Annotated in this window: 21 protein-coding genes; 10 read left to right on the plus strand and 11 right to left on the minus strand. The window is 68.0% G+C overall.

What is annotated here, in order from left to right; all coding sequences use genetic code 11:
• Positions 1 to 37: 37 nt before the first annotated feature.
• The 5 genes from DWF00_RS17010 to murA are packed head-to-tail and all read right to left on the minus strand — an operon-like array spanning position 38 to position 4107.
• A complete protein-coding gene (locus DWF00_RS17010; protein WP_114829293.1) occupies positions 38 to 439 on the minus strand; it encodes an arsenate-mycothiol transferase ArsC in 402 nt (133 codons plus the stop codon).
• 47 nt (positions 440 to 486) lie between these two features.
• Positions 487 to 960, minus strand: coding sequence for a UPF0262 family protein (locus DWF00_RS17015; protein WP_245974017.1), 474 nt, complete (start codon positions 958 to 960; stop codon positions 487 to 489).
• Between the two features lie 57 nt (positions 961 to 1017).
• Positions 1018 to 2310 carry a histidinol dehydrogenase gene (gene hisD / locus DWF00_RS17020; protein ID WP_114828919.1) on the minus strand — a complete coding sequence of 431 codons (1293 nt, stop codon included), beginning with the start codon at positions 2308 to 2310 and terminating at the stop codon, positions 1018 to 1020.
• Positions 2311 to 2339: 29 nt separating this feature from the next.
• On the minus strand, positions 2340 to 2786 hold the full coding sequence (locus tag DWF00_RS17025) for a DUF2948 family protein (protein ID WP_114828920.1): 447 nt from the start codon (positions 2784 to 2786) through the stop codon (positions 2340 to 2342).
• 31 nt (positions 2787 to 2817) lie between these two features.
• Entirely contained in the window at positions 2818 to 4107 is a 1290-nt protein-coding gene (gene murA, locus DWF00_RS17030; RefSeq protein WP_114828921.1) for a UDP-N-acetylglucosamine 1-carboxyvinyltransferase, read from the minus strand.
• An 846-nt stretch (positions 4108 to 4953) separates the two neighbouring features.
• On the opposite strand from murA, the gene DWF00_RS17035 reads away from it, so the two are divergent.
• The 4 genes from DWF00_RS17035 to DWF00_RS17050 all read left to right on the plus strand — a co-directional run bounded on the left by DWF00_RS17035 (position 4954) and on the right by DWF00_RS17050 (position 11539).
• Positions 4954 to 5907, plus strand: a complete 954-nt coding sequence (locus DWF00_RS17035; RefSeq protein WP_181832599.1) for an enoyl-CoA hydratase-related protein — start codon at positions 4954 to 4956, stop codon at positions 5905 to 5907.
• Positions 5908 to 6060: 153 nt separating this feature from the next.
• Entirely contained in the window at positions 6061 to 8391 is a 2331-nt protein-coding gene (locus DWF00_RS17040) for a putative bifunctional diguanylate cyclase/phosphodiesterase (protein ID WP_114828923.1), read from the plus strand.
• Positions 8392 to 8616: 225 nt separating this feature from the next.
• Positions 8617 to 10077 carry a dihydrolipoyl dehydrogenase family protein gene (locus tag DWF00_RS17045; protein ID WP_245974019.1) on the plus strand — a complete coding sequence of 487 codons (1461 nt, stop codon included), beginning with the start codon at positions 8617 to 8619 and terminating at the stop codon, positions 10075 to 10077.
• 10 nt (positions 10078 to 10087) lie between these two features.
• Positions 10088 to 11539, plus strand: coding sequence for a sensor histidine kinase (locus DWF00_RS17050; protein ID WP_114828924.1), 1452 nt, complete (start codon positions 10088 to 10090; stop codon positions 11537 to 11539).
• A 158-nt stretch (positions 11540 to 11697) separates the two neighbouring features.
• Here DWF00_RS17050 and DWF00_RS17055 read toward each other — a convergent pair whose 3' ends face one another.
• Positions 11698 to 12327, minus strand: coding sequence for a S24 family peptidase (locus DWF00_RS17055; protein WP_114828925.1), 630 nt, complete (start codon positions 12325 to 12327; stop codon positions 11698 to 11700).
• 276 nt (positions 12328 to 12603) lie between these two features.
• Between DWF00_RS17055 and DWF00_RS17060 the strand changes: the two genes are divergently transcribed.
• From DWF00_RS17060 to DWF00_RS17070, 3 genes are all read left to right on the plus strand, one after another.
• A complete protein-coding gene (locus DWF00_RS17060) occupies positions 12604 to 12990 on the plus strand; it encodes a DUF952 domain-containing protein (RefSeq protein ID WP_114828926.1) in 387 nt (128 codons plus the stop codon).
• Positions 12987 to 14075 (plus strand): quinone-dependent dihydroorotate dehydrogenase, encoded by a 1089-nt coding sequence (locus DWF00_RS17065; protein ID WP_114828927.1) that lies wholly within the window; start codon positions 12987 to 12989, stop codon positions 14073 to 14075. The genes DWF00_RS17060 and DWF00_RS17065 overlap by 4 nt, the downstream gene beginning before the upstream one ends.
• Positions 14076 to 14150: 75 nt before the next feature.
• Positions 14151 to 14510, plus strand: a complete 360-nt coding sequence (locus tag DWF00_RS17070) for a hypothetical protein (RefSeq protein ID WP_114828928.1) — start codon at positions 14151 to 14153, stop codon at positions 14508 to 14510.
• A gap of 81 nt (positions 14511 to 14591) precedes the next feature.
• On the opposite strand, the gene DWF00_RS17075 is transcribed toward DWF00_RS17070, so the two are convergent.
• The 5 genes from DWF00_RS17075 to DWF00_RS17095 all read right to left on the minus strand — a co-directional run bounded on the left by DWF00_RS17075 (position 14592) and on the right by DWF00_RS17095 (position 20084).
• Positions 14592 to 15854 (minus strand): alkyl sulfatase dimerization domain-containing protein, encoded by a 1263-nt coding sequence (locus DWF00_RS17075; protein ID WP_114828929.1) that lies wholly within the window; start codon positions 15852 to 15854, stop codon positions 14592 to 14594.
• 139 nt (positions 15855 to 15993) lie between these two features.
• On the minus strand, positions 15994 to 16263 hold the full coding sequence (locus DWF00_RS17080; protein WP_114828930.1) for a DUF6460 domain-containing protein: 270 nt from the start codon (positions 16261 to 16263) through the stop codon (positions 15994 to 15996).
• Between the two features lie 124 nt (positions 16264 to 16387).
• Positions 16388 to 17068, minus strand: a complete 681-nt coding sequence (locus DWF00_RS17085) for a response regulator (protein ID WP_114828931.1) — start codon at positions 17066 to 17068, stop codon at positions 16388 to 16390.
• A gap of 134 nt (positions 17069 to 17202) precedes the next feature.
• Positions 17203 to 19014, minus strand: coding sequence for a cisplatin damage response ATP-dependent DNA ligase (locus DWF00_RS17090; protein ID WP_114828932.1), 1812 nt, complete (start codon positions 19012 to 19014; stop codon positions 17203 to 17205).
• Complete coding sequence (locus DWF00_RS17095) at positions 19011 to 20084, minus strand: ligase-associated DNA damage response exonuclease (protein WP_114828933.1); 1074 nt, start codon at positions 20082 to 20084, stop codon at positions 19011 to 19013. Before DWF00_RS17095 ends, DWF00_RS17090 begins: the two co-directional genes overlap by 4 nt.
• 23 nt (positions 20085 to 20107) lie before the next feature.
• Between DWF00_RS17095 and DWF00_RS17100 the strand changes: the two genes are divergently transcribed.
• From DWF00_RS17100 to DWF00_RS17110, 3 genes are all read left to right on the plus strand, one after another.
• Entirely contained in the window at positions 20108 to 21067 is a 960-nt protein-coding gene (locus DWF00_RS17100) for a class I SAM-dependent DNA methyltransferase (RefSeq protein ID WP_181832600.1), read from the plus strand.
• A 72-nt stretch (positions 21068 to 21139) separates the two neighbouring features.
• Positions 21140 to 21394 carry a type II toxin-antitoxin system ParD family antitoxin gene (locus DWF00_RS17105; RefSeq protein ID WP_114828934.1) on the plus strand — a complete coding sequence of 85 codons (255 nt, stop codon included), beginning with the start codon at positions 21140 to 21142 and terminating at the stop codon, positions 21392 to 21394.
• The gene (locus tag DWF00_RS17110; RefSeq protein ID WP_114828935.1) at positions 21394 to 21705 is read left to right on the plus strand and encodes a type II toxin-antitoxin system RelE/ParE family toxin; all 312 of its coding nucleotides are present in this window, start codon (positions 21394 to 21396) and stop codon (positions 21703 to 21705) included. Before DWF00_RS17105 ends, DWF00_RS17110 begins: the two co-directional genes overlap by 1 nt.
• The last annotated feature ends 4 nt before the right edge of the window (positions 21706 to 21709 follow it).

The raw sequence follows: 21709 nt of genomic DNA on the forward strand, positions 1-21709 counted from the left end.
CGTCGATCGCCTCCGGGCGAAGCCTGGATCGGCACCCCTATCTCAATCGCTCCGTAACCCGCCGCATCAGCATGTCGCGGACGTTGCGATAGGCGTCGAGCACCTGCTCGCGCGAGCCCTGGACCAGCGTCGGGTCGGGCGTCGGCCAGTATTCGACATCGGCCGCGAGCGTACGGGTCAGTTCGAGCGCCTTGTGGTGCGCCTCCGGCGAGAGCGAGATGATCAGGTCGAAATTCAGCCCCTCCCACTCCTCCAGCTCCTGGATCGATTTCGGCCGGTGCTTGTGGGCGTCGATGCCGATCTCATCGAGCACCTCGACGACGAAACCATCGGCATCGCCTTTGCGCGCTCCGGCCGACTGGACGTAGATCGACTTGCCGAAGAAGTGCTTGGCCACAGCCTCCGCCATCGGCGAGCGCACGGCGTTGTAGGCGCACATGAAGAGCACGCTATGGACCTTGCGCGGCGGCGAAGGCTCCAACTCGCTCAGCCCTTCCAGTGCAGGGCGTAGATCAGGGTGAAGAGCCGGCGCGCCGTGTCATGGTCGATCTCGACCTTGCCGGAGAGGCGCTCGACCAGGATATGGGCGGCCTCGTCGTGCAATCCGCGCCGGCCCATGTCGATCGCCTCGATCTGGCTCGGCGTCGAGGTGCGGATCGCGCCGTAATAGCTGTCGCACACCATCTCGTAGTCCTTGATGATGCGCTTGAACGGCGTCAGCGAGAGGTGATGCGTGATGACAGGCGCGCCGTCGGCCTGCTTGACCTCGAAGACGAGCCGGCGCTCGACCATGGCGAGATGGGCGGTATAGGGCCCGCCATCGAAACCGGGCAAAGCGAAGTGGTTGCGCTCGACCAGATCGTAGATCGCGACGGCGCGCTCGTGCTCCTGATCGGCTCCGCCGCGCCCAAGCGAAGCTTCGTCGAGCGTCACGCTGATCAGGCAATGGCTTTCCGACATCAGGACTCCCATCGCTGGCCGCGGCTCCACCGCGGCCGCGAACGACAATCCCTCGATTCAGAGATTGAGCCTGATCGTCACTGAACGGCCATGCGCCTGCAAGCCCTCCGCCTCAGCGAGCTGTGTAGCGGCCGGCGCCAGGGCCCGCAGCGACTCGGGACTGCATTTCAGCAGCGAGGTGCGCTTCATGAAATCGGCGACGCCGAGGCCGGACGAGAAGCGGGCGGAGCGCGCCGTCGGCAGCACATGGTTGGGACCGCCGACATAGTCGCCGATCGCCTCCGGCGTATGGCCGCCGAGGAAGATCGCGCCGGCGTTGCGGATCATGCCGGACAGGCGCTCGGGCTCCGCCGTCATGATCTCGAGATGCTCGGGCGCGAGCCGGTCGACCAGGGGGACGGCGCCCTCAAGGCTCTCGACCAGCAGGATCGCGCCATAATCCGCCCAGCTCCTGCCGGCGATGGCGGCGCGCGGCAGCGTCGCGAGCTGCGCCGCGACGGCCTTCTCGACCGCAGCCGCAAGCGCCGCGTCGTTGGTGACGAGGATCGACTGGGCCGATTCGTCATGCTCGGCCTGGGCCAGGAGGTCGGCGGCGATCCAGTCGGGATTGGCGCTGCGGTCGGCAAGGACCAGCACCTCGGAGGGGCCGGCGATCATGTCGATGCCGACCTGGCCGAAGACGCGGCGCTTGGCGGCTGCGACATAGGCGTTGCCTGGGCCGACGATCTTCGCCACCGGCGCAATGGTCTGCGTGCCATAGGCCAGCGCCGCCACGGCCTGCGCCCCGCCGATGCGATAGACCTCGTCGATGCCGGCGAGCCTGGCCGCGGCCAGCACGAGCGGGTTCGTCGCGCCGCGCGGCGTCGGCGCCACCATGACGAGGCGGCCGACGCCCGCGACCTTGGCCGGGACCGCGTTCATCAGCACCGAGGAGGGATAGCTCGCCGTGCCGCCGGGAACGTAGAGGCCGACGGCCTCGATCGCGCTCCAGCGCCAGCCGCTCTCGACGCCGAGCGCATCGACGGACCAGGAATCGGCCGGCTTGAGGCGCAGGTGATAGGCCTCGATGCGCGCGCGCGCCGTCTCCAGCGCCGCCAGCAGTTCGGGCGAGCAGGCGGCGACGGCGGCGTCGATCTCGGCCTCACTGATGCGCAGGGTCGCGGGCGTCAGGTCGAAGCGGTCGAAGCGGGTGGTGCAGTCGATCACGGCGCGGTCGCCCTGCTGCTTGACGGCGTCGATGATCTCAGCGGCGATGCGATCGACGTCTTCCGAGACCTCGCGCTTGGTGGTCAGCAGCGCGGCGAAGGCGGCGTCGAAGCCCGGGTCGCGTTGATCGAGCCTGATCGGCATCGCAAATCCTGGAGTTGGTCTTGACTGGTTCAGTCGCCGTTGGGGTGGCCGGGCGTCGCCACGGCTTCCCAGACCGGGCCAAGATCCTTCATCTGGGCCTCGACGCATTCGACTTCGAGGAGGATCGCGGCGCCGTCCGAGAAATGCAGCGTGACCTCGCCCGCCGGGTTGGCGGTCTCGGCAAAGGTGATCGCAAGCAGGTTGAGGACGATGCCGGTCGCCTTCGGGTCGACCTTGGTGCTGCGCGCCTTGACCACGCGCTCGAAATGCAGCGCGGCGAGGCGCCGGCGCTTATGGCCGTGCTCGGCGCCCTCCCAGTCGAAGCGCCGCGCCGCCAGGGCGAAGCGGCGCTCCGCCGGCAGGTAGGCGATGTCGCCCACCTGCAGGACCGCATCCTGCAAATGGGCGGAGATGATCGCGAGATCTTCGGTGTCGAGCGCGATCAGCTTGAGCGGTTCTGCGGCGTCATCGGACATCCCGCTGTTCTGGCGAGCCGCCCGCCCGGCGTCAACCGGTGATGCGCTCGACCTGGGCGCCACAGCGGGTCAGCTTGGCCTCCAGCGCCTCGAAGCCGCGGTCGAGATGGTAGACGCGGTTGATCATGGTATCGCCCTCGGCGGCGAGGCCGCCGATGACGAGCGAGACCGAGGCGCGCAGGTCGGTCGCCATCACCGGGGCGCCGGTGAGCTTCATAACGCCCTCGACATAGGCGACGTCGCCGTCGAGCCGGATCTTGGCGCCGAGGCGGACCAGCTCCTGCACATGCATGAAGCGGTTCTCGAAGATCGTCTCGCGAATGCGCGAGGTGCCCTTGGCCTTGGTCATCAGCGCCATGAACTGGGCCTGGAGATCGGTCGGGAAGCCGGGGAACGGATCGGTGTCGACATCGACGGCGGTGATGCCGGCGCCGTTGCGGCGCACGCGGATGCCCTCGTTGGTCTCGGTGATCTCGGTGCCGGCCTTGACCAGCACGTCGAGCGCCGCCTGCAGCAGGTCGGGCCGGGCGCCTTCGAGCAGCACGTCGCCGCCGGTCATCGCCACCGCCATCGCGTAGGTGCCGGTCTCGATCCGGTCGGGCAGCACGGTGTGATGCGCGCCGCCGAGGCGCGAGACGCCGGTGACGACGATCCGCGAGGTGCCGGCGCCTTCGATCTTGGCGCCCATCTTGGTCAGGCAGGCGGCGAGGTCGACGACCTCCGGCTCGCGCGCGGCGTTCTCGATCACCGTCGTGCCGTCGGCCAGCACAGCGGCCATCAGCGCGGTATGGGTGCCGCCGACCGTCACCTTCGGGAAGACGATCTCGGCGCCCTTCAGCCCCTTGGGCGCTTTCGCCAGGGCATAGCCGTTCTCGATCTCGATGGTGGCGCCGAGCTTCTCCAGCGCCATCAGCAGCAGGTCGACCGGGCGCGTGCCGATGGCGCAGCCGCCGGGCAGCGAGATCTTGGCCTCGCCCATCCGGGCCAGGATCGGCGCGATGACCCAGAAGCTGGCGCGCATGGTCGAGACCAGCTCGTAGGGCGCGCAGGTATCGACGATCTGGCGGGCGGTCAGCGAGATGGTCTGGCCGGTCTCGGCCGACTGGCCGATGCGCTTGCCGGCGACCGTGCGGTCGGCACCGTGGTTGGAGAGGATGCGCGAGAGCGCCGTCACGTCCGAGAGGCGGGGCACGTTGACCAGCGTCAGCGTCTCGTCGGTGAGCAGGCTCGCGATCATCAGGGGCAGCGCCGCGTTCTTCGCGCCGGAAATCGGAATCGTGCCGTTGAGCTGCTGGCCACCGGTGATGCGGATGCGGTCCATCGTGATGCCTTGCTGAAGGCGCCGGCGCGAGGGCCGCGCGGCGCGGAAAGACGGGGTTCAGGACCGGGGAATATCGGCCTGGGCTGGTGGTGCCGCTTGCTCCGCGTCCGCGTCATCCGCCCGGCGAGCGCGCGCCTGTGCCTTGCGGCGCTTCAGGTTCTCGCGCAGGGCGGCGGCGAGGCGCGCCCTCTTCTCGTCATCTGCGGCTGCTTGGCGGCTCAAGGCATCAACTCGGCTTAAGGTGTTTCAACGCTCCGATCGCGGCGAATTCGCGGCCATGACTAGCGCCGCACGGCCGCTTGGACAAGTTTTGGGAACGCATAGGCCGGCTCAGGCGATGGCGGCCCTGCGCCCCATGCCTGTCCGGCTGACGCTATCGCATGACGGGGCCGCGCTGGAAGCCGGCAAGGCACCCCGTCCCCAGTATATCAGCCGCGCCTCCCGACCCGTCCCAAGCTGGCTCCGGCCGCTACGGAATTGTCCCAGCTTGATGCGTCGGCTTCCAAGCCTCTGAATCGGCCGTCGCCACCCGGCGCAAGAACAACTTAGGCGCGCACCCGATTTCGGACCGTTCATGTCGTTCCCCGGCCGTCGCGCGCAACTTTAATCAATCACGCGACGCAAGGTCATAAGCGTCAGATCGGCGGAACGGCGCTTGCCTTCGGCAGGCTGACGCAGTGCCTCGCATTTCATTTCCCTACGGCATGTTGGGATATGAGGCCGCGACGACCGCCTCCCGACCCCAATCGACAAACGTTAGCGAAATTAACCAATTCCGCGAGTTTGCATTTACAGTTCATTAACTTCACCTACCCTTACGGCATTCCGGGATACGGGGTTTGCGGCATGCTCCAGGCTTATGGCTCGAATACGCGACCGACTTCGGCGACCACGCTGGAATGCTGCGAAGTCATCGATGCGATCCGCTACAAGGCGGGCTTCCTGCCGGAAGTGCAGCTCGCCTACGAGGCTGAGATCAAGACGCTCTGGGTGACGATCAAGCCGGAGCTGAAGCCGGTCTTCACGCTGCAGTTGCTGGACAGCCTGGGCAAGATCCAGCGCGCGATCTTCGCGCTCTGGGGCGCGCCGGACCAATACCACACCGCGCCGGTGCGCTTTCTCGCCTTCCGCGGCACCGGCCCGTTCTTCACGCTCGGCGGCGACCTCGACTTCTACCTCGACTGCCTGGCCAAGAACGACCGCGCCGCCCTGGCCGAATATGCCCGGCTCTCGATCGAGGGCGCGGTCTGGAACGCGAGCGGGCTCAACGGCCTGGTGATCACGCTCTCGACCATCCACGCCAAGGCGATCGGCGGCGGCATCGACGCGCCGCGCTCCTGCAACATCATGATCGCCGAGGAGCAGGCCTCGTTCGTCTACCCCGAGATCAAGTTCAACCACTTCCCGATCACGGCGGTGGCGATCCTCTCGCGGCGGATGGGCGCGCGCGCCGCCGAGCGCATGCTCCTCTCCGGCGAGGAGATGAGCGCGGCCGAGTTCATGGAGGCCGGCGGGCTCGAGGCCGTCGTCCCGGCCGGAAGCGGCGACGACTGGATCCGCAAATACGCCGCCGACTCGCTGCCGGTCCACGCCGCCAAGACCGCGCTGTTCTCGGCCTTCAACCGCCGGGCCGGCGACCTGCGCGAGGAGCTGGCGCATCTCGGCCAGATCTGGACCGACTGCATGCTGCGCCTGAACCCGAGCGCGATCTCGAAGCTCCAGCGCATCGCCCAGACGCAGGACCGGATGCTGGCGCGGGTCTATCAGCGGCCGGCGACCGTGGCGCTGGCCGGCGTCTGAAGCACGGCCTGCGGTATCCCTTCGTGCAACCCTGACCCGGTTGCACGCGTCCTCACGAAACATTTACCTGTCGTATCGTAAGGCTTTAGGTGGCGCGGAGTTCGGCGAGTCAATACGCCAGCGCCTCCCCATGGCCGCGCAAGGCAGGAATGGATGGCGGGCGCTCTGAAAGGGCTTACAGACGGCGGCAGACCGGGCGAAATCCGCGAGGAGTTCGACCTGCCGGGCTACCGCCTGCTGGTCAGTTCGCTGTTCTCGTCGCCGGGCTCGATCATCCCCGGCGGCATCGCCGGCATCCTGACGCCCTATCTGTGCTGGCTTTCGTCCGGCATGACCATCTTCATGACGCTGACCATCGTCGTGGCGGTGGTCGTGGCGCTGAGGATGATGACGGTCGTCACCTATCGCCGGCGCGAGCATGCGGATGACAGCTTCGCCGAGACGCGGCGCTGGGACCGGGAGTATTTCCTCGGCGCGACCGTGTTCAGCGCGGTGCTCGGCTATAGCTGCTACGTCGCCCTGACCCAGACCGACGACCCCGCGGCGCATATCACCTCGGTCTCCTCGACCATCGCGCTCGCCTCGGGCTATGTCGCGCGCAATGCCGGCCGGCCGAAATTCGTGGCCGTGCAGTTGCTCACCTTCTGCGTGCCGATGGCCTTCGGGCTGATCCAGGCCCACAACGTCTACTACCAGTATATCGGCTATTTCGCCTTCCTCTACGTGCTGGCCAACATCGCCATCACCAACTCGCTGCACCGCAACCTGCTGGCGCTGAGCGATGCGACCAAGCAGTCCAAGGCGCTGGCCTCGGCCCTGCACTCGCAGAACCTGACGCTCGACGCCGCGCTGAACACCATGATCCACGGGCTGGCGATGTACGATTCCAGCCTGAAGCTCGCGGTCTGCAATGCACCGCACCGCACGCTCTACGGCATCCCCGACACGCTCGCCCTGCCGGGCACGCCGCTGACGGCGATCGCGCGCTTCCTGATCGAGCGCCAGGTGATCAGCCCCGACCAGGTGCGCGAGACCAGGCGGGTCCTGGCCGAGGTCCAGCAATCGCAGCAGGCGGCCAGCCGCGAGCTCCAGACCCGCGGCGGCAGGCTGCTCGTGGTCACCATCGCGCCGGCGGCCGAGGGCGGCGTGCTGATGCTGACGGAGGACGCGACCGAGCGGAAGGCGACCGAGGCGCGCATCGAGCAGATGGCCCGCTTCGACGAGCTCACCGGCCTCGCCAATCGCTTCGAGTTCAACAACCGCCTGGCCGAGGCCTTCGACCGGCTGGAGCGGACGGGCGAGCCCTTCGCCCTGCTCTATATCGACCTCGACGGCTTCAAGCAGGTCAATGACAGCCTCGGCCACGATATCGGCGACCGCGTCCTGGTCGAGACCGCGAGCCGGCTGCGCGGCGCCATTCGCGGCGGCGACCTGCTCGCTCGCTTCGGTGGCGACGAGTTCGTGCTGATCCTGCCCTCGGCGAGCCATAGCGTCGTCACCACGATCGCCCAGCGCATGATCGACGCGATGGGCAGTGCCTTCCAGCTCGACACCAAGACCGTCTACGTCACCGCCAGCGTCGGCATCGCCATGGCGCCGCACGACGCCGCGACCCCGGCCGACCTGCTGCGCCATGCCGACACGGCGCTCTACAAGGCCAAGGCTGCCGGGCGGAACACGCTGACCTTCTTCAACCCGGCCATGGCCGAGGAGGCGCTCGACCGGCACGAGATCGAGGTCGACCTGCGCATTGCCTGCGACGAGCGCTCGCTGGAGCTCTACTATCAGCCGATCATCGACCTGAAGACGCAGGAGATCGTGACCCGCGAGGCGCTGATGCGCTGGCGCCACCCGACGCGCGGCATGATCCCGCCCGGCGTCTTCATCCCGATCGCCGAGCAATCCGGCCTGATCGCCGCGATGGGCGACTGGGCGATCAAGCAGGCCTGCAAGGACGCCGCCACCTGGCCGAACGAGGTCGGCGTCTCCGTCAACATCTCGCCGCTGCAGTTCCGCGAGCCGCGCCGCATCGTCGAGACCGTCAAGGACGCGCTGATCACCTCCAACCTCGGCTCGCACCGGCTGACGCTCGAAGTGACGGAATCGCTCCTGATCGAGGACAACAAGGCGACGCTCGCCGTGATCCACGACCTGCGCGCGCTCGGCGTGAAGTTCGCGCTCGACGATTTCGGCACCGGCTATTCCTCGCTCGCCTATCTCTCGACCTACCCGTTCGCGCAGGTGAAGATCGACCAGAGCTTCAGCCGCGACGTCCACGCCAACGAGGCCTCGAAGGCTATCATCGAGGCGGTCTGCCAGCTCGCCCGCCGCCTCTCGATGAACGTCGTGGTCGAAGGCATCGAGACCGAGTCGCAGCGCATCGCCGTGCAACTGCTCGGCGCGCACCGGGCGCAGGGCTATCTCTTCGGCCGGCCCGAGCCCCTGTCCAGCATCACCTCGGACAAGGGGCGCCACGTCGCCTGAGGGCTCCGGCGGCGCATCGCACCATCGCTCACGAGGTGGTGACCCGCTCCCTATGGTTGTCCTGCCCTATCGCAGCCGGATAGCCTTGATTCCGTTGATATGGCAACGCATCAGCAAGCGACTGATTTGGCGTGAGTTCTGCCGGATCAGGTAGGGCATGGCCTGCGCGAAGAAGCGGTTCCCGCTTTTTCGCACCATGCTCCGGGCGGATCAGGGAGAAGCAGCGTGACCGACAGCTCCGCGACAGCGCCAAAGCCAGCGCCGCTGACGCCCGATCTCTGCGTGATCGGCGCCGGCCGGGCCGGGCTCGCGCTCGCCTCGGCCGCGGCGGCCTTCGGGGTGCCCACCGTCCTGATCGCGCGCGACGGCATGAGCGGCGCCGGGCGGAATGCGGGCGGCCTGCCCTCCGGCGCGCTGATCGCGGCCGCCGCGCAGGTGCGGGCGCTGCGCGAAGCCTCGCGCTTCGGCATCGCGGCCGGCGAGCCGCAGGTGAATTTCGCGCAAGTGCACGACCATATGGCGCGGGTCGCTGCGGCGCTCGCACCGAATGCCTCGGCCGAGCGCTTCACGGCTTTAGGCGTCAAGGTGATCACCGGCGAGGCGCGCTTCCGCGACCGCAACTCCGTGCTGGTCGGCGACCAGGTGATCAAGGCGCGGCGCTTCGCCGTCGCCACAGGCTCGCGCCCGGCCATCCCCGCCATTGTGGGGCTGGAGGAGCTTGCCATCCTCAGCGAAGACAGCATCGCGACGCTGACCCGCTGCCCCGACCGCCTGATCGTGCTGGGCGGCGAGCCGGCCGCCATCGCGCTCGCGCAGGCGATGCAGCGGCTCGGCAGTGTGGTGACGATCGTGGCGGCGCAGGGCCTGCTGCCGGGCGAGGACCCCGAGGCGGTCGGGCTCATCCGCCGCGCGCTGCTGCGCGAGGGCGTGACGCTACATGAGGAGACTAAGGTGTTGCGGGCCGAGACCGCGGCGAAGGGCCGGGTGCGGCTCGTCCTCGCAGGCGAGCCCGAGCACATCGTCGAGGGCACGCACCTGCTCGTCACGGCGCGCGAACCCGACCTCGCCGCGCTCGACCTCGAGCTCGGCGGCATCACCAGCGATGCGGCGGGCATTACCGTCAGTACCGGCCTGCGCACCAGCAACCGCCGCGTCTACGCCATCGGCGCCTGCGCCGGTGGGGCACCAGGCGGGCTGCAGGCGCCGCATGTCGCCGACCATCACGCCAGCCTGGTGCTGCGCCGGGCGCTGTTCCGGCAGCCGGCAAGGCTCGGGGCGGCCGTGATCCCGCGCATCGTCCAGAGCGATCCCGCGCTCGCCAGCGTCGGTCTCACCGAAGCGCAGGCGCGCGCCAAGAGCCCTGCCATCAACGTGCTGCGCTGGCCCTATGCCGAGAGCGACAAGGCGCAGGCCGAGCGCAAGACCGAGGGCTTCGTCAAGCTCGTCACCGACAAGAAGGGGCGCATCCTCGGCGTCACCATCGCCGGCGCTCAGGCAGCCGAACTGATCTTGCCCTGGAGCATGGCGATCCAGAAGGGCTTCGACGTGAAGGAGATGGCGGGCTTCGTCATGCCCTCCCCGGCCTTCTCCGAGATATCCGCCCGCGCCGCGACCTCGTTCTTCGCGCCGCTCGCGGCAAAACCCGGCCTGCGCCGACTCATCGGCTTCCTCAGACGTTTCGGGTAAGCTGCGCTCGATGCAGGATCCAAACCTCGACACGAATGCGCTTTCGGTCAGCGTCCCGCGCAGCCTGACGCGGCCCGGCCTCTCGGCCAAGCTGCTGATGCTGACCGTGCTGTTCGTGATGCTGGCGGAAGTGCTGATCTACCTGCCGTCGGTCGCGAATTTCCGGCGCAACTGGCTGAACGACCGGCTCGCCGCGGCGCAGATCGCCGTGCTGGTGCTCGAAGGGGTGCCGGCCGATGGCGGCCTGCCAGAGGGCAGCGAGGCCCGGCTGCTGGCCGGCGTCGGCGCGCGCGCCATCGCGGCCCGCGTCGGCGGGGCACGGCGCCTGCTCAGCCTCGACACGATGCCGCAGGAGGTCGCTCTGACCGTCGACCTGCGCCAGCTCGACTGGGTGACCGCGATCTCCGACGCGGTGCAGGTCCTGGTCGCGCCGCCGCACGGCATGCCGATCCGCGTGCTCGGCGAAGCGGTCGGCGGTGCCGATTTCGTCGAGATGGTGATCGACGAGGGCCCCTTGCGACGGGCCATGCTGAAATTCTCGGCCAACCTGCTGCTGGTCTCGCTGCTGATCTCCGGCCTCACCGCCGTCTTGGTCTATGTCGCGCTGAACGGGCTGATCGTCGGGCCGATCCGCCAACTCGCCGCCAACGTCATGGAATTCGAGGCCGATCCCGAAAACCCGCACCGGGCGATCACGCCGACCCAGCGCGCCGACGAGATCGGCGAGGCGGAACGCGCCTTGGCCCGCATGCAGCGCACGCTCGCCGGGGAACTCCGCACCAAGAAGCACCTCGCCGAGCTTGGCCTCGCGGTCAGCAAGATCAACCACGACCTGCGCAACATGCTGGCTGCGGCGCAGCTGATGTCCGACCGGCTGACCGAGACGCGCGACCCGAAGATCCGGCGCTTCGCCCCGCGCCTGATCGCGACGCTCGACCGCGCCATCGCCTTCTGCCAGGCGACGCTGGCCTATGGCCGCGCCGCCGAGGCGATGCCGGACCTGCGCGACGTCGCCCTGCGCCAGCTCGTCGCCGACTCGGGCGAGTTGCTCGGCCTGGCCGAGCACCCCGTCGTCGCCTTCGCCAATGACGTCCCGGCCGAGCTGTCGCTGCCTTGCGACCCCGACCAGATGGCGCGCGTCCTGCTCAACCTGATGCGCAATTCCGTGCAGGCGCTGACCGAGGCCGGGGCGGAAGCCGGCCGCCGCCCAACGCTGACGGTAACGGCGGGGCGCGAGGCCGCCGATATCGTGCTGCGCGTCGTCGATAACGGGCCGGGCGTGCCCGATCGGGCACGGGCCAACCTGTTCCAGGCCTTCCGCGGCTCGGTCAGCCCCGGCGGCGCCGGGCTCGGCCTCGCCATCGCCGCCGAACTCGTCCGGCTCCACGGCGGCACGATCGCGCTCGAACCCTCGCAGGTCGGCGCGGTGTTCAAGGTAGCACTCCCGTTGCGAGCGGCCTGAAACCTCCAGTCTTTATGCTGAAGAACCTCCGCCGTCATTGCGAGGAGGCGCAGCCGACGAAGCAATCCAGGGGGGCGTAGAGCGAACCCCCTGGATTGCTTCGCTTCGCTCGCAATGACGGCGGAGGTTCTTCAGGAGAGGGGTTGAGTTCCAGGCGCTTACTGGCTGGCCCAGATCACCCGCGCCATGAAGGCGATCTCGGTGCGCGGCAGCACGCGGTCGGGATGCTCGGGATTGAGCGAGGCGAGCTCGATCGTCTTGGCCGTCTCGCGCTTGAGCTGCTTGGCCAGCACCTCGCCCTCGACCGTCTTGACCACGACGCGGTCGCCGCGCCTCACCGTCGCGGCCGGCGAGACGATGATCGTGTCGCCGTCGCGATAGAGCGGCAGCATCGAATCGCCGGCGATCTCCAGCGCGTAGGCCTTCTCGTCGGAGGCGCCGGGGAAGGCGACCTCGTCCCAGCCCTGCCCGGCAGGGAAGCCGCCATCGTCGAAGAAGCCGCCGGAGCCGGCCTGGGCGAAGCCGATCAGCGGGATCGTCTGCGCCGGAGCGGCGCCGGCGCGCATCACCACGCTCATGAACTCGTCGAGCGAGGCGCCGGTCGCGCCGAGGATCTTGGCGATCGATTCGGTCGAGGGCCAGCGCTCACGCCCATCCGGGCCGATGCGCTTGGAGCGGTTGAAGGTGGTGGCGTCGAGCCCGGCCTTGCGGGCGAGCCCGGAAGGGGTGAAGCCATAGCGCTGGGCCAGAGCGTCGATCGCGCTCCAGATCTGCTCATGGGACAACATCGGAGAGGCCTTGTCCTGACATTGCCGAGTCGGCGGGGATAGATATAGGAAATATCCCCTATCGCATAAGATTTCAATCTTTTTCTACCCAGCACGTCGGCATATCGACACAGGTGGCTACGTCATTCTCGTCATGGTCGGGCTTGTCCCGACCATCCACGTCTTGCGCCGTTCATCGCAAGCAAAGACGTGGATGCTCGGCACAAGGCCGAGCATGACGGCGGCGCGATGAAACCCGTTGCACTCCCGGATGACGCGGTTCCGGTTTCACCCAGCATGCTCTATGTCGATCCGACACAGGACCGCCGAGGCCTTCAATTGCCGCTCATCTACAAGATTTGCCCCGAGCCGCTCTGGCGCGACGCCGAAACCGCCGGGTACTTTGCCGGTGCGCCGGTCGATCTCGCCGACGGCTTCATCCATTTCTCGACCGCGGCCCAGGCACGCGAGACGGCGGCGAAGCACTTTGCCGGGCAGAGCGGGCTGCTGCTGATCGCGGTCGACGACGCCAAGCTTGGCCCGGCGCTGCGCTACGAGCCTTCGCGCGGCGGGGCGCTGTTCCCGCATCTCTATACGCCGCTCGATTCCAGGGCCGTGCGCTGGGTCGCGCCGCTGCCGCTCGGCCGAGACGGCAGCCATCTTTTCCCGGAGGACATCGCGTGATCGGCAGCCTGTTCAACCTCGCCCGGCCGCTGATCCACAAGTTCGATGCCGAAGCCGCCCATCGCCTGACCATCGCCGCCCTCGCCGTCGCTCCGGCATTCAAGCCGGCATCCGACGACCCCGTGCTGGCGACCGAGGCCTTCGGCCTGAGCTTCCCCAATCCGGTCGGCCTTGCCGCGGGCTTCGACAAGCATGCCGAGGCGATCGACGGTTCACTCGGGCTCGGCTTCGGCTTCGTCGAAATCGGCGGCGTGACGCCGCTGCCGCAGCCCGGCAACGCCAGGCCGCGCGTCTTCCGCCTGCCGGAGGATGGGGCGGTGATCAACCGCTATGGCCTGAACAGCGAGGGCATGGAGGCAGTCGCGGCCAGGCTCGCGGCCAGGCGCAAGCGCGGCGGCCTCGTCGGCGTCAATCTCGGCGCCAACAAGGACTCGGCCGACCGCGCCGCCGACTACGCCATTCTGGCGGGCCGCCTCGCCCCGCTCGCCGATTTCCTGACCATCAACGTCTCCTCGCCGAACACGCCCGGCCTGCGCGACCTCCAGGCCGAATCGGCGCTCGACGACTTGATCGCGCGGGCGCTCGCCGCCCGCAATGAGGCGGCGACTGGCGGCAAGCCGACGCCGGTGCTGCTCAAGATCGCGCCCGACCTGACCCTGCCGGAGCTCGACGGCATGGTCGCGGTGGCGCGCAAGCGCCGCATCGACGGGATGATCGTCTCCAACACCACCATCGCCCGGCCGGACAGCCTGCGCAGCGCGGCGAAGGCCGAGACCGGCGGCCTTTCCGGCAAGCCGCTCTTCGCGCCCTCGACCCGGCTGCTGGCCGAGACCTACCGGCGCGTCGAAGGCCAGTTCCCGCTCATCGGCGTCGGCGGCATCGATTCGGCCGCCACCGCCTTCGCCAAGATCAGGGCCGGCGCGAGCCTGGTGCAGTTCTACTCGGCGATGGTGTTCAAGGGTCCCGGGCTGATCGGCGAGGTCAAGGCCGGACTCGCCAATGAGGCGCGCAAGGCGGGATTGCCGCGGCTCAGTGTGCTGGTCGGCCGAGATGCCGAGGCGATCGCGAGGGGTGAGACGATCTGAGGCTCGTGCCGCGAGCCGTGAGCGGCAACGTGTCGGCTAAGGGTGGAGAGCGGCCCCTGCTCAGGAGCGCAAGCGATGCCGCTGAGCGACCTGCATCCGGCGCTTCAGCTCATCCATGATGTCCTTGATTTCACAATCTACGACGTAAAGGTCACCGAGAGAGCGCCTGTTAAGCGGGCCGCCGTACAAGAGCCCTATGGTTCGGTAGAAAATACGAGCGTGCAAAGGCCCTCTGCCGAAGGGGATCGCGATGCCGATGTTGTACAGCCATCGGCTCAAAGCGTCGCCAGCGTGCGGTGCCAGCCCTTCGCGATCGGCGATGCATTTTTCGAGCTGGGAAGCGAGTTCATCGTCGCCGAGCTTGGCGAGATCGCCACGAAGATTAAGGCCAAGTCTCAAGCGGCTCTCCGCTACTTCGGCTGGGGGCTTAAATAACGATCTCACTTAGACGGCCACCAAAACTTGTCGCGCGGCCAATGTCTACAACGGGTCGGTAGCCAACGAATCGCGGCCCCCTCAGCCTTTCGACCTCCGCTCCGCATCGCGCTGGTAAACCGCATAGAAGGCCTTCCCCATCAGCGAGGTCTCGCCGTCGATGCATTTTTGCAGGACGCCGGCGCGGAGCGCTTGGATATGCGCGTCTCCCGGAGCGGCGGCACCCGCGAATTCGGCAAGGTGAGCGGCAAGCCGCGTCTCGCCCTGCCCGGCCAGCGTAGCAGCCCGCTCGGCAAGGTTATGCGCGCCGCCCGCGAGCCGCGCGATCTCCGCAGCCAGATCGGCATCGCTCGCCGGCTTCAGATGGGCCGGGTTGCCGTCGAACCAGCCCGCATAGAGATGGTAGAGGCTGCGAACGAGGAATTCCGGGTCATCGTATTTAGGCAGGAGATAGGGCTTCAGGTACCGGGCCGGCACCTTCACCGCATGCAGGATGCGGTCGAGCGTGGCGCCCTGGTTCATCAATCGGAGCGTCTCGCGCGTCAGATGCTCGAGCGCCTCCGCGCCGTCGCGCAGCATCTGCGCGGCGCGGGCCTCCCCGAAGACGACCGGGCCATGGCCGGGGATCAGGACCGCTGGCTTCAGCTGCTCCATCCGGCGCAAGGCGACGGCCCAATCCGGCGCGTAGCGCTGGACCTTGCGAGGATTGCCGGCATTCGGGAACACCCAGATGACGAAGTCGCCGCTCGCCAGGACGCGATGCCGGGGCAGCCAGACGAAGGTCGCATCGTCGGTCTCGCCGCGGCCATGGGCCAGTTCGATCGGCTCGCCGCCGATCGTGAGCGCGAGGCTCTCGTCATAGACCTCGTCGGGCCGGCGCTGGCCGATCGGATAGACATAGCCCGGCTTGTCGAATTGCTGGCCCTGAACGAGGCTGTTGTAGCCGTGCGAAGCTTCATAGCGCTCCATTCGGCCGAGAACGTTGCGATGGGCGATGATGCGGGGCCTGGGAATGCCCTTCGCATCGGCCTCCTCGTCGATGAGCTTGATGCCGCTGGTGTGGTCGATGTGCCCGTGGGTGTAGATCACCGTGTGGATGGGGTTGTCGTCCCAGGTTCGCACCAGGGCCAGGGTTTGGCTTGCGGTATCGGGCTTGGCCGTGTCGATCAGCACCAGCCCGTCCGAGGTGCGGATTGCGGTGACGCTCCCGCAAAAATACGTCGTATGGACCGTGATGATGTTTTCGGCGACCCGCGTGACGGCGCCCTCGGACACCGCCTCCGTCCATTCCTCCATGTGCGCGGAGCCGTTCCAAAGCCGCTCGAACAACGCGTCCTGAGCCATCCCGAAATCCCCTCTCAACGGAGTTGAGCTCTTCGCTTAGCACCTCCGACAGAGGAGTGAAGCTCAAGCAAGGGAGATGCTGACAGCTCATGTCAGCTAAAAATCGATAGCGAACACCCCTGATTTCTGCGCCTACGACCTAGCGCCGCGAGGCAAACAGGCGCGACAGCAGCCAGAGCGGGATCACGATCAGCGCGCCCGCGATGACCCATTGCCCGACCTCGCGCACGGCGCCGAAGCCGAGATCGCCGAGCGAGCGGACGAAGCGCAGGACGGCATCAAGCAGGCCGCGCGGCGAGACGCCGAGGAAGGCCATCGCCGCCCCGACCAGCAGCGAGATGAAGATCAGCCGGACCAGGACGCTGAGAAGCGATCCGCCGAGAAAACGCTCAAGACTACCGTTGGCCATGGCCGGACACTCTCCTGAACGGTCGTAACATCACGCCACGCTTGAACCGGACCTGAATGCAGTTCCCGTTTGACGGATTTCCTTCACGCGAGCCTGTCGCCACTTCGCTTGGAAATGCGTTGGCTCACGCCGTCGCCGAAGCGCCAGTCGTGGCCCAGGAGGCGCCGGCGATCTTGGCGGCGGCGATGACGGCCTGGGTGCGGCTGTCGACGTTGAGCTTGGTCAGGATGGCCGAGACATGCGCCTTCACCGTCGCCTCGGAGACGCCGAGCTCATAGGCGATCTGCTTGTTGAGCAGCCCCTCCGACAGCATCATCAGCACGCGCACCTGCTGCGGCGTCAGGGTCGAGAGGCGGCGGACCATGTCGGCGATCTCGGCATCGACGGGAGCGGTCAGGTCGACGCCGGGCGGCGTCCAGACGCCGCCGTCGAGCACGGCGCGGATCGCCTCGCCCATCTGCTCCATCTCGGCCGTCTTCGGCAGGAAGCCGAGCGCGCCAAATTCGATGCAGCGGCGAATCACCGCCGGATCGTCATTGGCGGAGACGACGATGACGGGAATCTCCGGATGGTCGGCACGCAGGAAGAGCAGGCCGGAAAAGCCCTGCACGCCCGGCATGGTCAGGTCGAGCAGCACGAGATCGGCATCGGCATCCTCGGCCAGCGCCTTGGTCAGCGCCTCCAGCGAGCCGACCTCGCTGACCTCGGCGCCGGCAAGCGCGTGGGACACTGCCTGGCGCAGGGCGCCGCGGAAGAGCGGGTGGTCGTCCGCGATCACGATATGGGTCGCTGGTTGCAACTTCATAGCCTCGCTTCCCTGCACGATTCCCGGCAATGGCCGGGCCGACATCCTGTCCGCAGCCGAGCCTTAGCTCAAGCGCATGTAAGCGCCAACGCAGACAGCGCGGAGTGTAACATTTTTCGGGAGATAAAGGGGGTCTATGCCGGAAGGAGCTGCTCCAGCGCCTCGATCCGGTCGGCCTCGCCGGGCGGCTTGTCCCAGCGGATGCGGCTGATGCGGGGGAAGCGCATGGCGAGGCCGGATTTGTGCCTGGTGGAGCGCTGCAGCCCCTCGAAGGCGACCTCCAGCACGAGACCGCTGCCAGCCTCATGCGTGACCTCGCGCACCGGGCCGAAGCGGTTCAGCGTGTTGCGGCGGACGAAGCGGTCGAGCTCGACGAGCTCCTCGTCGGTGAAGCCGAAATAGGCCTTGCCGACCGGCACCAGCTCGTCGCCTTCCGGCGTCGCGCGCCAGACGCCGAAGGTGAAGTCGGAATAGAAGGAGGAGCGCTTGCCGTGGCCGCGCTGGGCATACATCAACACGCAATCGACCAGCCGGGCATCGCGCTTCCACTTGTACCAGTAGCCCTTGGGACGGCCGGGCAAATAGGGCGAGTCGAGCCGCTTGAGCATGCAGCCCTCGACCGCCTCGGCATCGGCGCCTGCGCCAGCCGAGGCCGGATCGGCGCGGGCGGCGGCCAGCGCATCCCAATCGGCGAAGGGGATCGGCGGCGAGAGATCGACGACGGGCGAGGCCAGCCTAGAGATGAAGGCCTCCAGCCGCTTGCGGCGCTCGGTGAGCGGCAGCTCGCGGATATCCTCCTCGCCATCGACGAGCAGGTCGTAGGCACGGATATGGGCGGGATACTCGATCAGCATCTTCGGCGTGACGCTCTTGCGGTTCAGGCGCTGCTGCAACGTGTTGAAGCTCTGCACGGCGTCCTCGCGCCGGACCAGCAATTCGCCGTCGAGGGCGCCGTCCAGCACCAGGGCGTCGAGGATGTCGGGGAAGGAGGCGCCGATATCCTCGCCGGTGCGCGAATAGAGCCGAGTCACGCGCGTGCCGTCGGGCCTAGTGCCGCTGGCGGCCTGGACGCGGATGCCGTCCCATTTCCACTCGGCCTGGAAGGCTGAGGGGTCGAGCTTGTCGAAATCGCCATCCTCGATCGCGTGCGAGAGCATGACCGGGCGGAACGGCGCCGGATCGGTCGCCTCGGGCCGCGGCGCCCTGCCCTCCAGCCAGGCAAAGAGCTCGGCATAAGGCGGCTCCAGCCCGTGCCAGACCTGCTCGACCTCGTCGGGCGCGATGCCGCCGAGACTGGCGACCGCCGTCTTGGCGAGGCGGGCGGAGACGCCGATGCGCAGCGCGCCGGTGATGAGCTTCAGCAGTGCCCAGCGCCCGGTCTCGTCGAGCGCGTCGAGCCAGGAGGCGATCAGGCGAGGCAGCTCCGTCTTGCCGGAGTTGCGCAGGCCGGCGACGACCTCGGTGAGGGTGAGCGGCGGGCGGTTATGGCCGGGCTCCGACGATGCCGCCCCAGGCTCCTCCCTTCCCCCTTGCGGGGAAGGGTATGGGGATGGGGGGCGAACGACTGGGTGCGACGCGGCTCGTATAAGCGAAACGGCTGGAATCTCGGCCAAGCGCTCCGACTTTTCACCCCCCACCCCTGCCCCTCCCCGCAAGGGGGAGGGGTTCCCTGGCGAGCTAGGCCACATCAGCGCGACCGTCTCCGAGAGATCGCCGACATAATCGTAGGAGAGCGCGAACAGCACGGGGTCGGTGCGCTCGGCGATCAGGGCGCGGATCAGCCCGGCCTTGGCGTTCTGGAAGACGAGGCCGCCGGTCATCGCCGCCAACGCATAGCCGCGATCGGGATCGGGCGTGGTGCGCAGGTAATCCGCGATCAGCGCCAGCTTGGCGTTGCGGCGCGGCTCGTAGGCAAGGCGGTCGAGCAGCCAGGCGAAGCGGTTCATGGGTTGGCCTCGCTCGGCGCCGCCTCGGGCTCCGCCTCGCCCTCGTCACCGTAGCCGACGAGGTGCAGCGGCTTGGCCTTCAAGCCGACCGTGCCACACCAGTGCGCCAGCGCATCCGCCTCGCCATGGGTGACCCAGATCTCGCCGGCGCCGGTCTCGCGGATCGTCGCCTGGAGGTGGTCCCAGTCGGCATGGTCGGAGATGATCAGCGGCAGCTCGACGCCCTTCTGGCGAGCACGGGCGCGCACGCGCATCCAGCCCGAGGCGAAGGCGGTGACCGGGTCGGGGAACTTGCGGGCCCAGAGGTCCTGGATCGCGCTCGGCGGGCAGATCACGATCTCGCCGCCCAGCGCCTTGCGTTCGGCCGCCACGACGGGGCGGATGTCGCCAACGGGCGCGCCCTCAGCCTCGTAGAACTCCGTCAGCTTCGCGACGGCGCCGTGGATGTAGATCGGCCTGTCGTAGCCGGCCTCGCGGATCAGCGCCATGACGCGCTGCGCCTTCCCCAGCGAATAGGCGCCGACGATATGCGTGCGCTCGGGGAAGAGCCTGACCGATTCCAGCAGCTTGGCGACCTCGGCATGGGCCGGCGGGTGGCGGAAGACCGGCAGGCCGAAAGTCGCTTCGGTGATGAAGATGTCGCAAGGCACCGGCTCGAAGCCGGCGCAGGTCGGGTCGCGCTCGCGCTTGTAGTCGCCGGAGGCGACGATGCGCAGGCCGTTGCACTCGACCACGATCTGGGCCGAGCCAAGCACGTGGCCTGCGGGCACGAAGCGGAAATCGACCAAGCCGATGCGCGTCACCGCGCCGGGCTCGGCCACCTGGCGCGAGTTCGTAAAACCCTCGCCATAGCGCAGCGCCATGATCTCGAGCGTCTCGCGCGTCGCCAGCACGGCGCCATGGCCGGCGCGGGCATGGTCGGAATGGCCATGGGTGATCATGGCGCGCGCCACCGGCCGCACCGGATCGATATGGATATCGGCGGGCGGGCAATAGAGCCCGGCCGGGGTCGGGATCAGCAGGTCGGATGGGCGCCAATTCTGCCGGGTGCTCTGTCTGGCCAGTGTCATGCTCCTCAGATAAACCCGCCGCCATGACTGAAAAGGGCAGTAGCGCGCATTCCACCAGCTCCGGCGACCCCAAGCTCGACCGGCGCTATGCCTGGGCCGAGGCCGCCTTCAAGGAAGGCGACCCGAAAGCCGCGATCGAGATCCTCGATCAAACGCTCGCCGAGGCCTACGGGTTCACCGCCGCCTGGCATCTCTATGGCCTGGCACAGGAGGCCCTCGGCCATAACGAGGAGGCCGCCACCGCCTGGCGGCAATGCCTGGTGCTCGACCCCGCCGACCATTTCGGCGCCAGGCTCGACCTCGCCCGGGTCGGCGCCATGCCGGCCGAGGAGGCGACCTCGGAGAATTTCTCCGGCACCTTGTTCGACGGCTATGCCGACCGTTTCGACAGCCATCTGACCGAGGCGCTGCAATATCGCGCTCCTGCCCTGCTCAAGGAAGCGCTCGGCCGGATTTGCGCGCTGACGAGCCGCAGCTTCCGCTTCGAGACGGTCTTCGATCTCGGCTGCGGCACCGGGCTGATGGGCGAGGCGATCCGCGCCGAGACCGGCTTCCTCGCCGGCTGCGATCTCTCGCCGCGCATGATCGAGCGGGCGCGCGCCAAGACCAAGGCCGATGGCGCGCCGCTCTACGACAAGCTCGCGGTCGCCGGACTGACCAGCTTCCTCGCCAGCCGGCCGGACAAATCGGCCGATCTCGTCATCGCCGCCGACGTCTTCGTCTATCTCGGCGACCTCGGCGCCGCCTTCGCGCAGAGCGCGCGCGTGCTGCAGCCCGGCGGGCTGTTCGCCTTCACGGTGCAGAGCCATTCTGGCGAGGGCGTCATCGTCGGCGAGGACCGGCGCTTCGCCCATGCCGACCTCTGGCTGCGCGAGAAGCTGCACGAGGCGCGGCTACGGCCATTGCGCATCGAGGAGGCCAGCACGCGGCAGGATCGCGACCGGCCGGTGCCGGGGCTGCTGGTGGTGGCGGAGCGGGGCTGACAGCACCGTCAGCGCGATAGCCATTTTTGCGCATATTATGTTATCCTGCTCGCTGTTGAGGAGGAGCCCGGCATGAATGTTTCGATCGGACGGCGCTGGGAGGAGTTCGTCGCCTCCGCCGTGGAGACAGGCCGTTACGGCTCGGCCAGCGAAGTCGTGCGCGAGGGCTTGCGGCTAGTCGAGGAGCGCGAGGCAAAGCTTCAGGCGCTGCGGGACTCCCTGAACGCGGCGATCGAAGAAGGCAGCTGGCACACTGACGAGGAAGTCGCCGCCGCAATCGAATCCGCTCTCGACGAAGAGGATGCCAACGACGCCGCGAAGCGCTGATGCGCCAGCTGCGCTATGCCAATGCCGTCAGACGCGATCTCGTCGCAATCACGCGATTCATCCGCAAAGGCAGCGGCAATCGAGCCGTCGCCGAGGCTTTTGCACGGAGCGTTCAAGACCAATGTCAGCAGTTGGCGCGCCTTCCAGGCGAACTCGGGCGACCACGGCCTGACTTGCGACCGGACATGCGCAGCTTCGCCTTCAAGGGCTATGTGATCTTTTTCCGATACGCTGGCGATGCCGTCGAGATCGTGCGTGTCATCGAACGTCATCGCGACGCTACCGCGCAGTTCGATGATGACAAAAGCTGATAGC

This window comes from Allobosea caraganae, assembly GCF_003351345.1.
GTDB lineage: Bacteria > Pseudomonadota > Alphaproteobacteria > Rhizobiales > Beijerinckiaceae > Allobosea > Allobosea caraganae.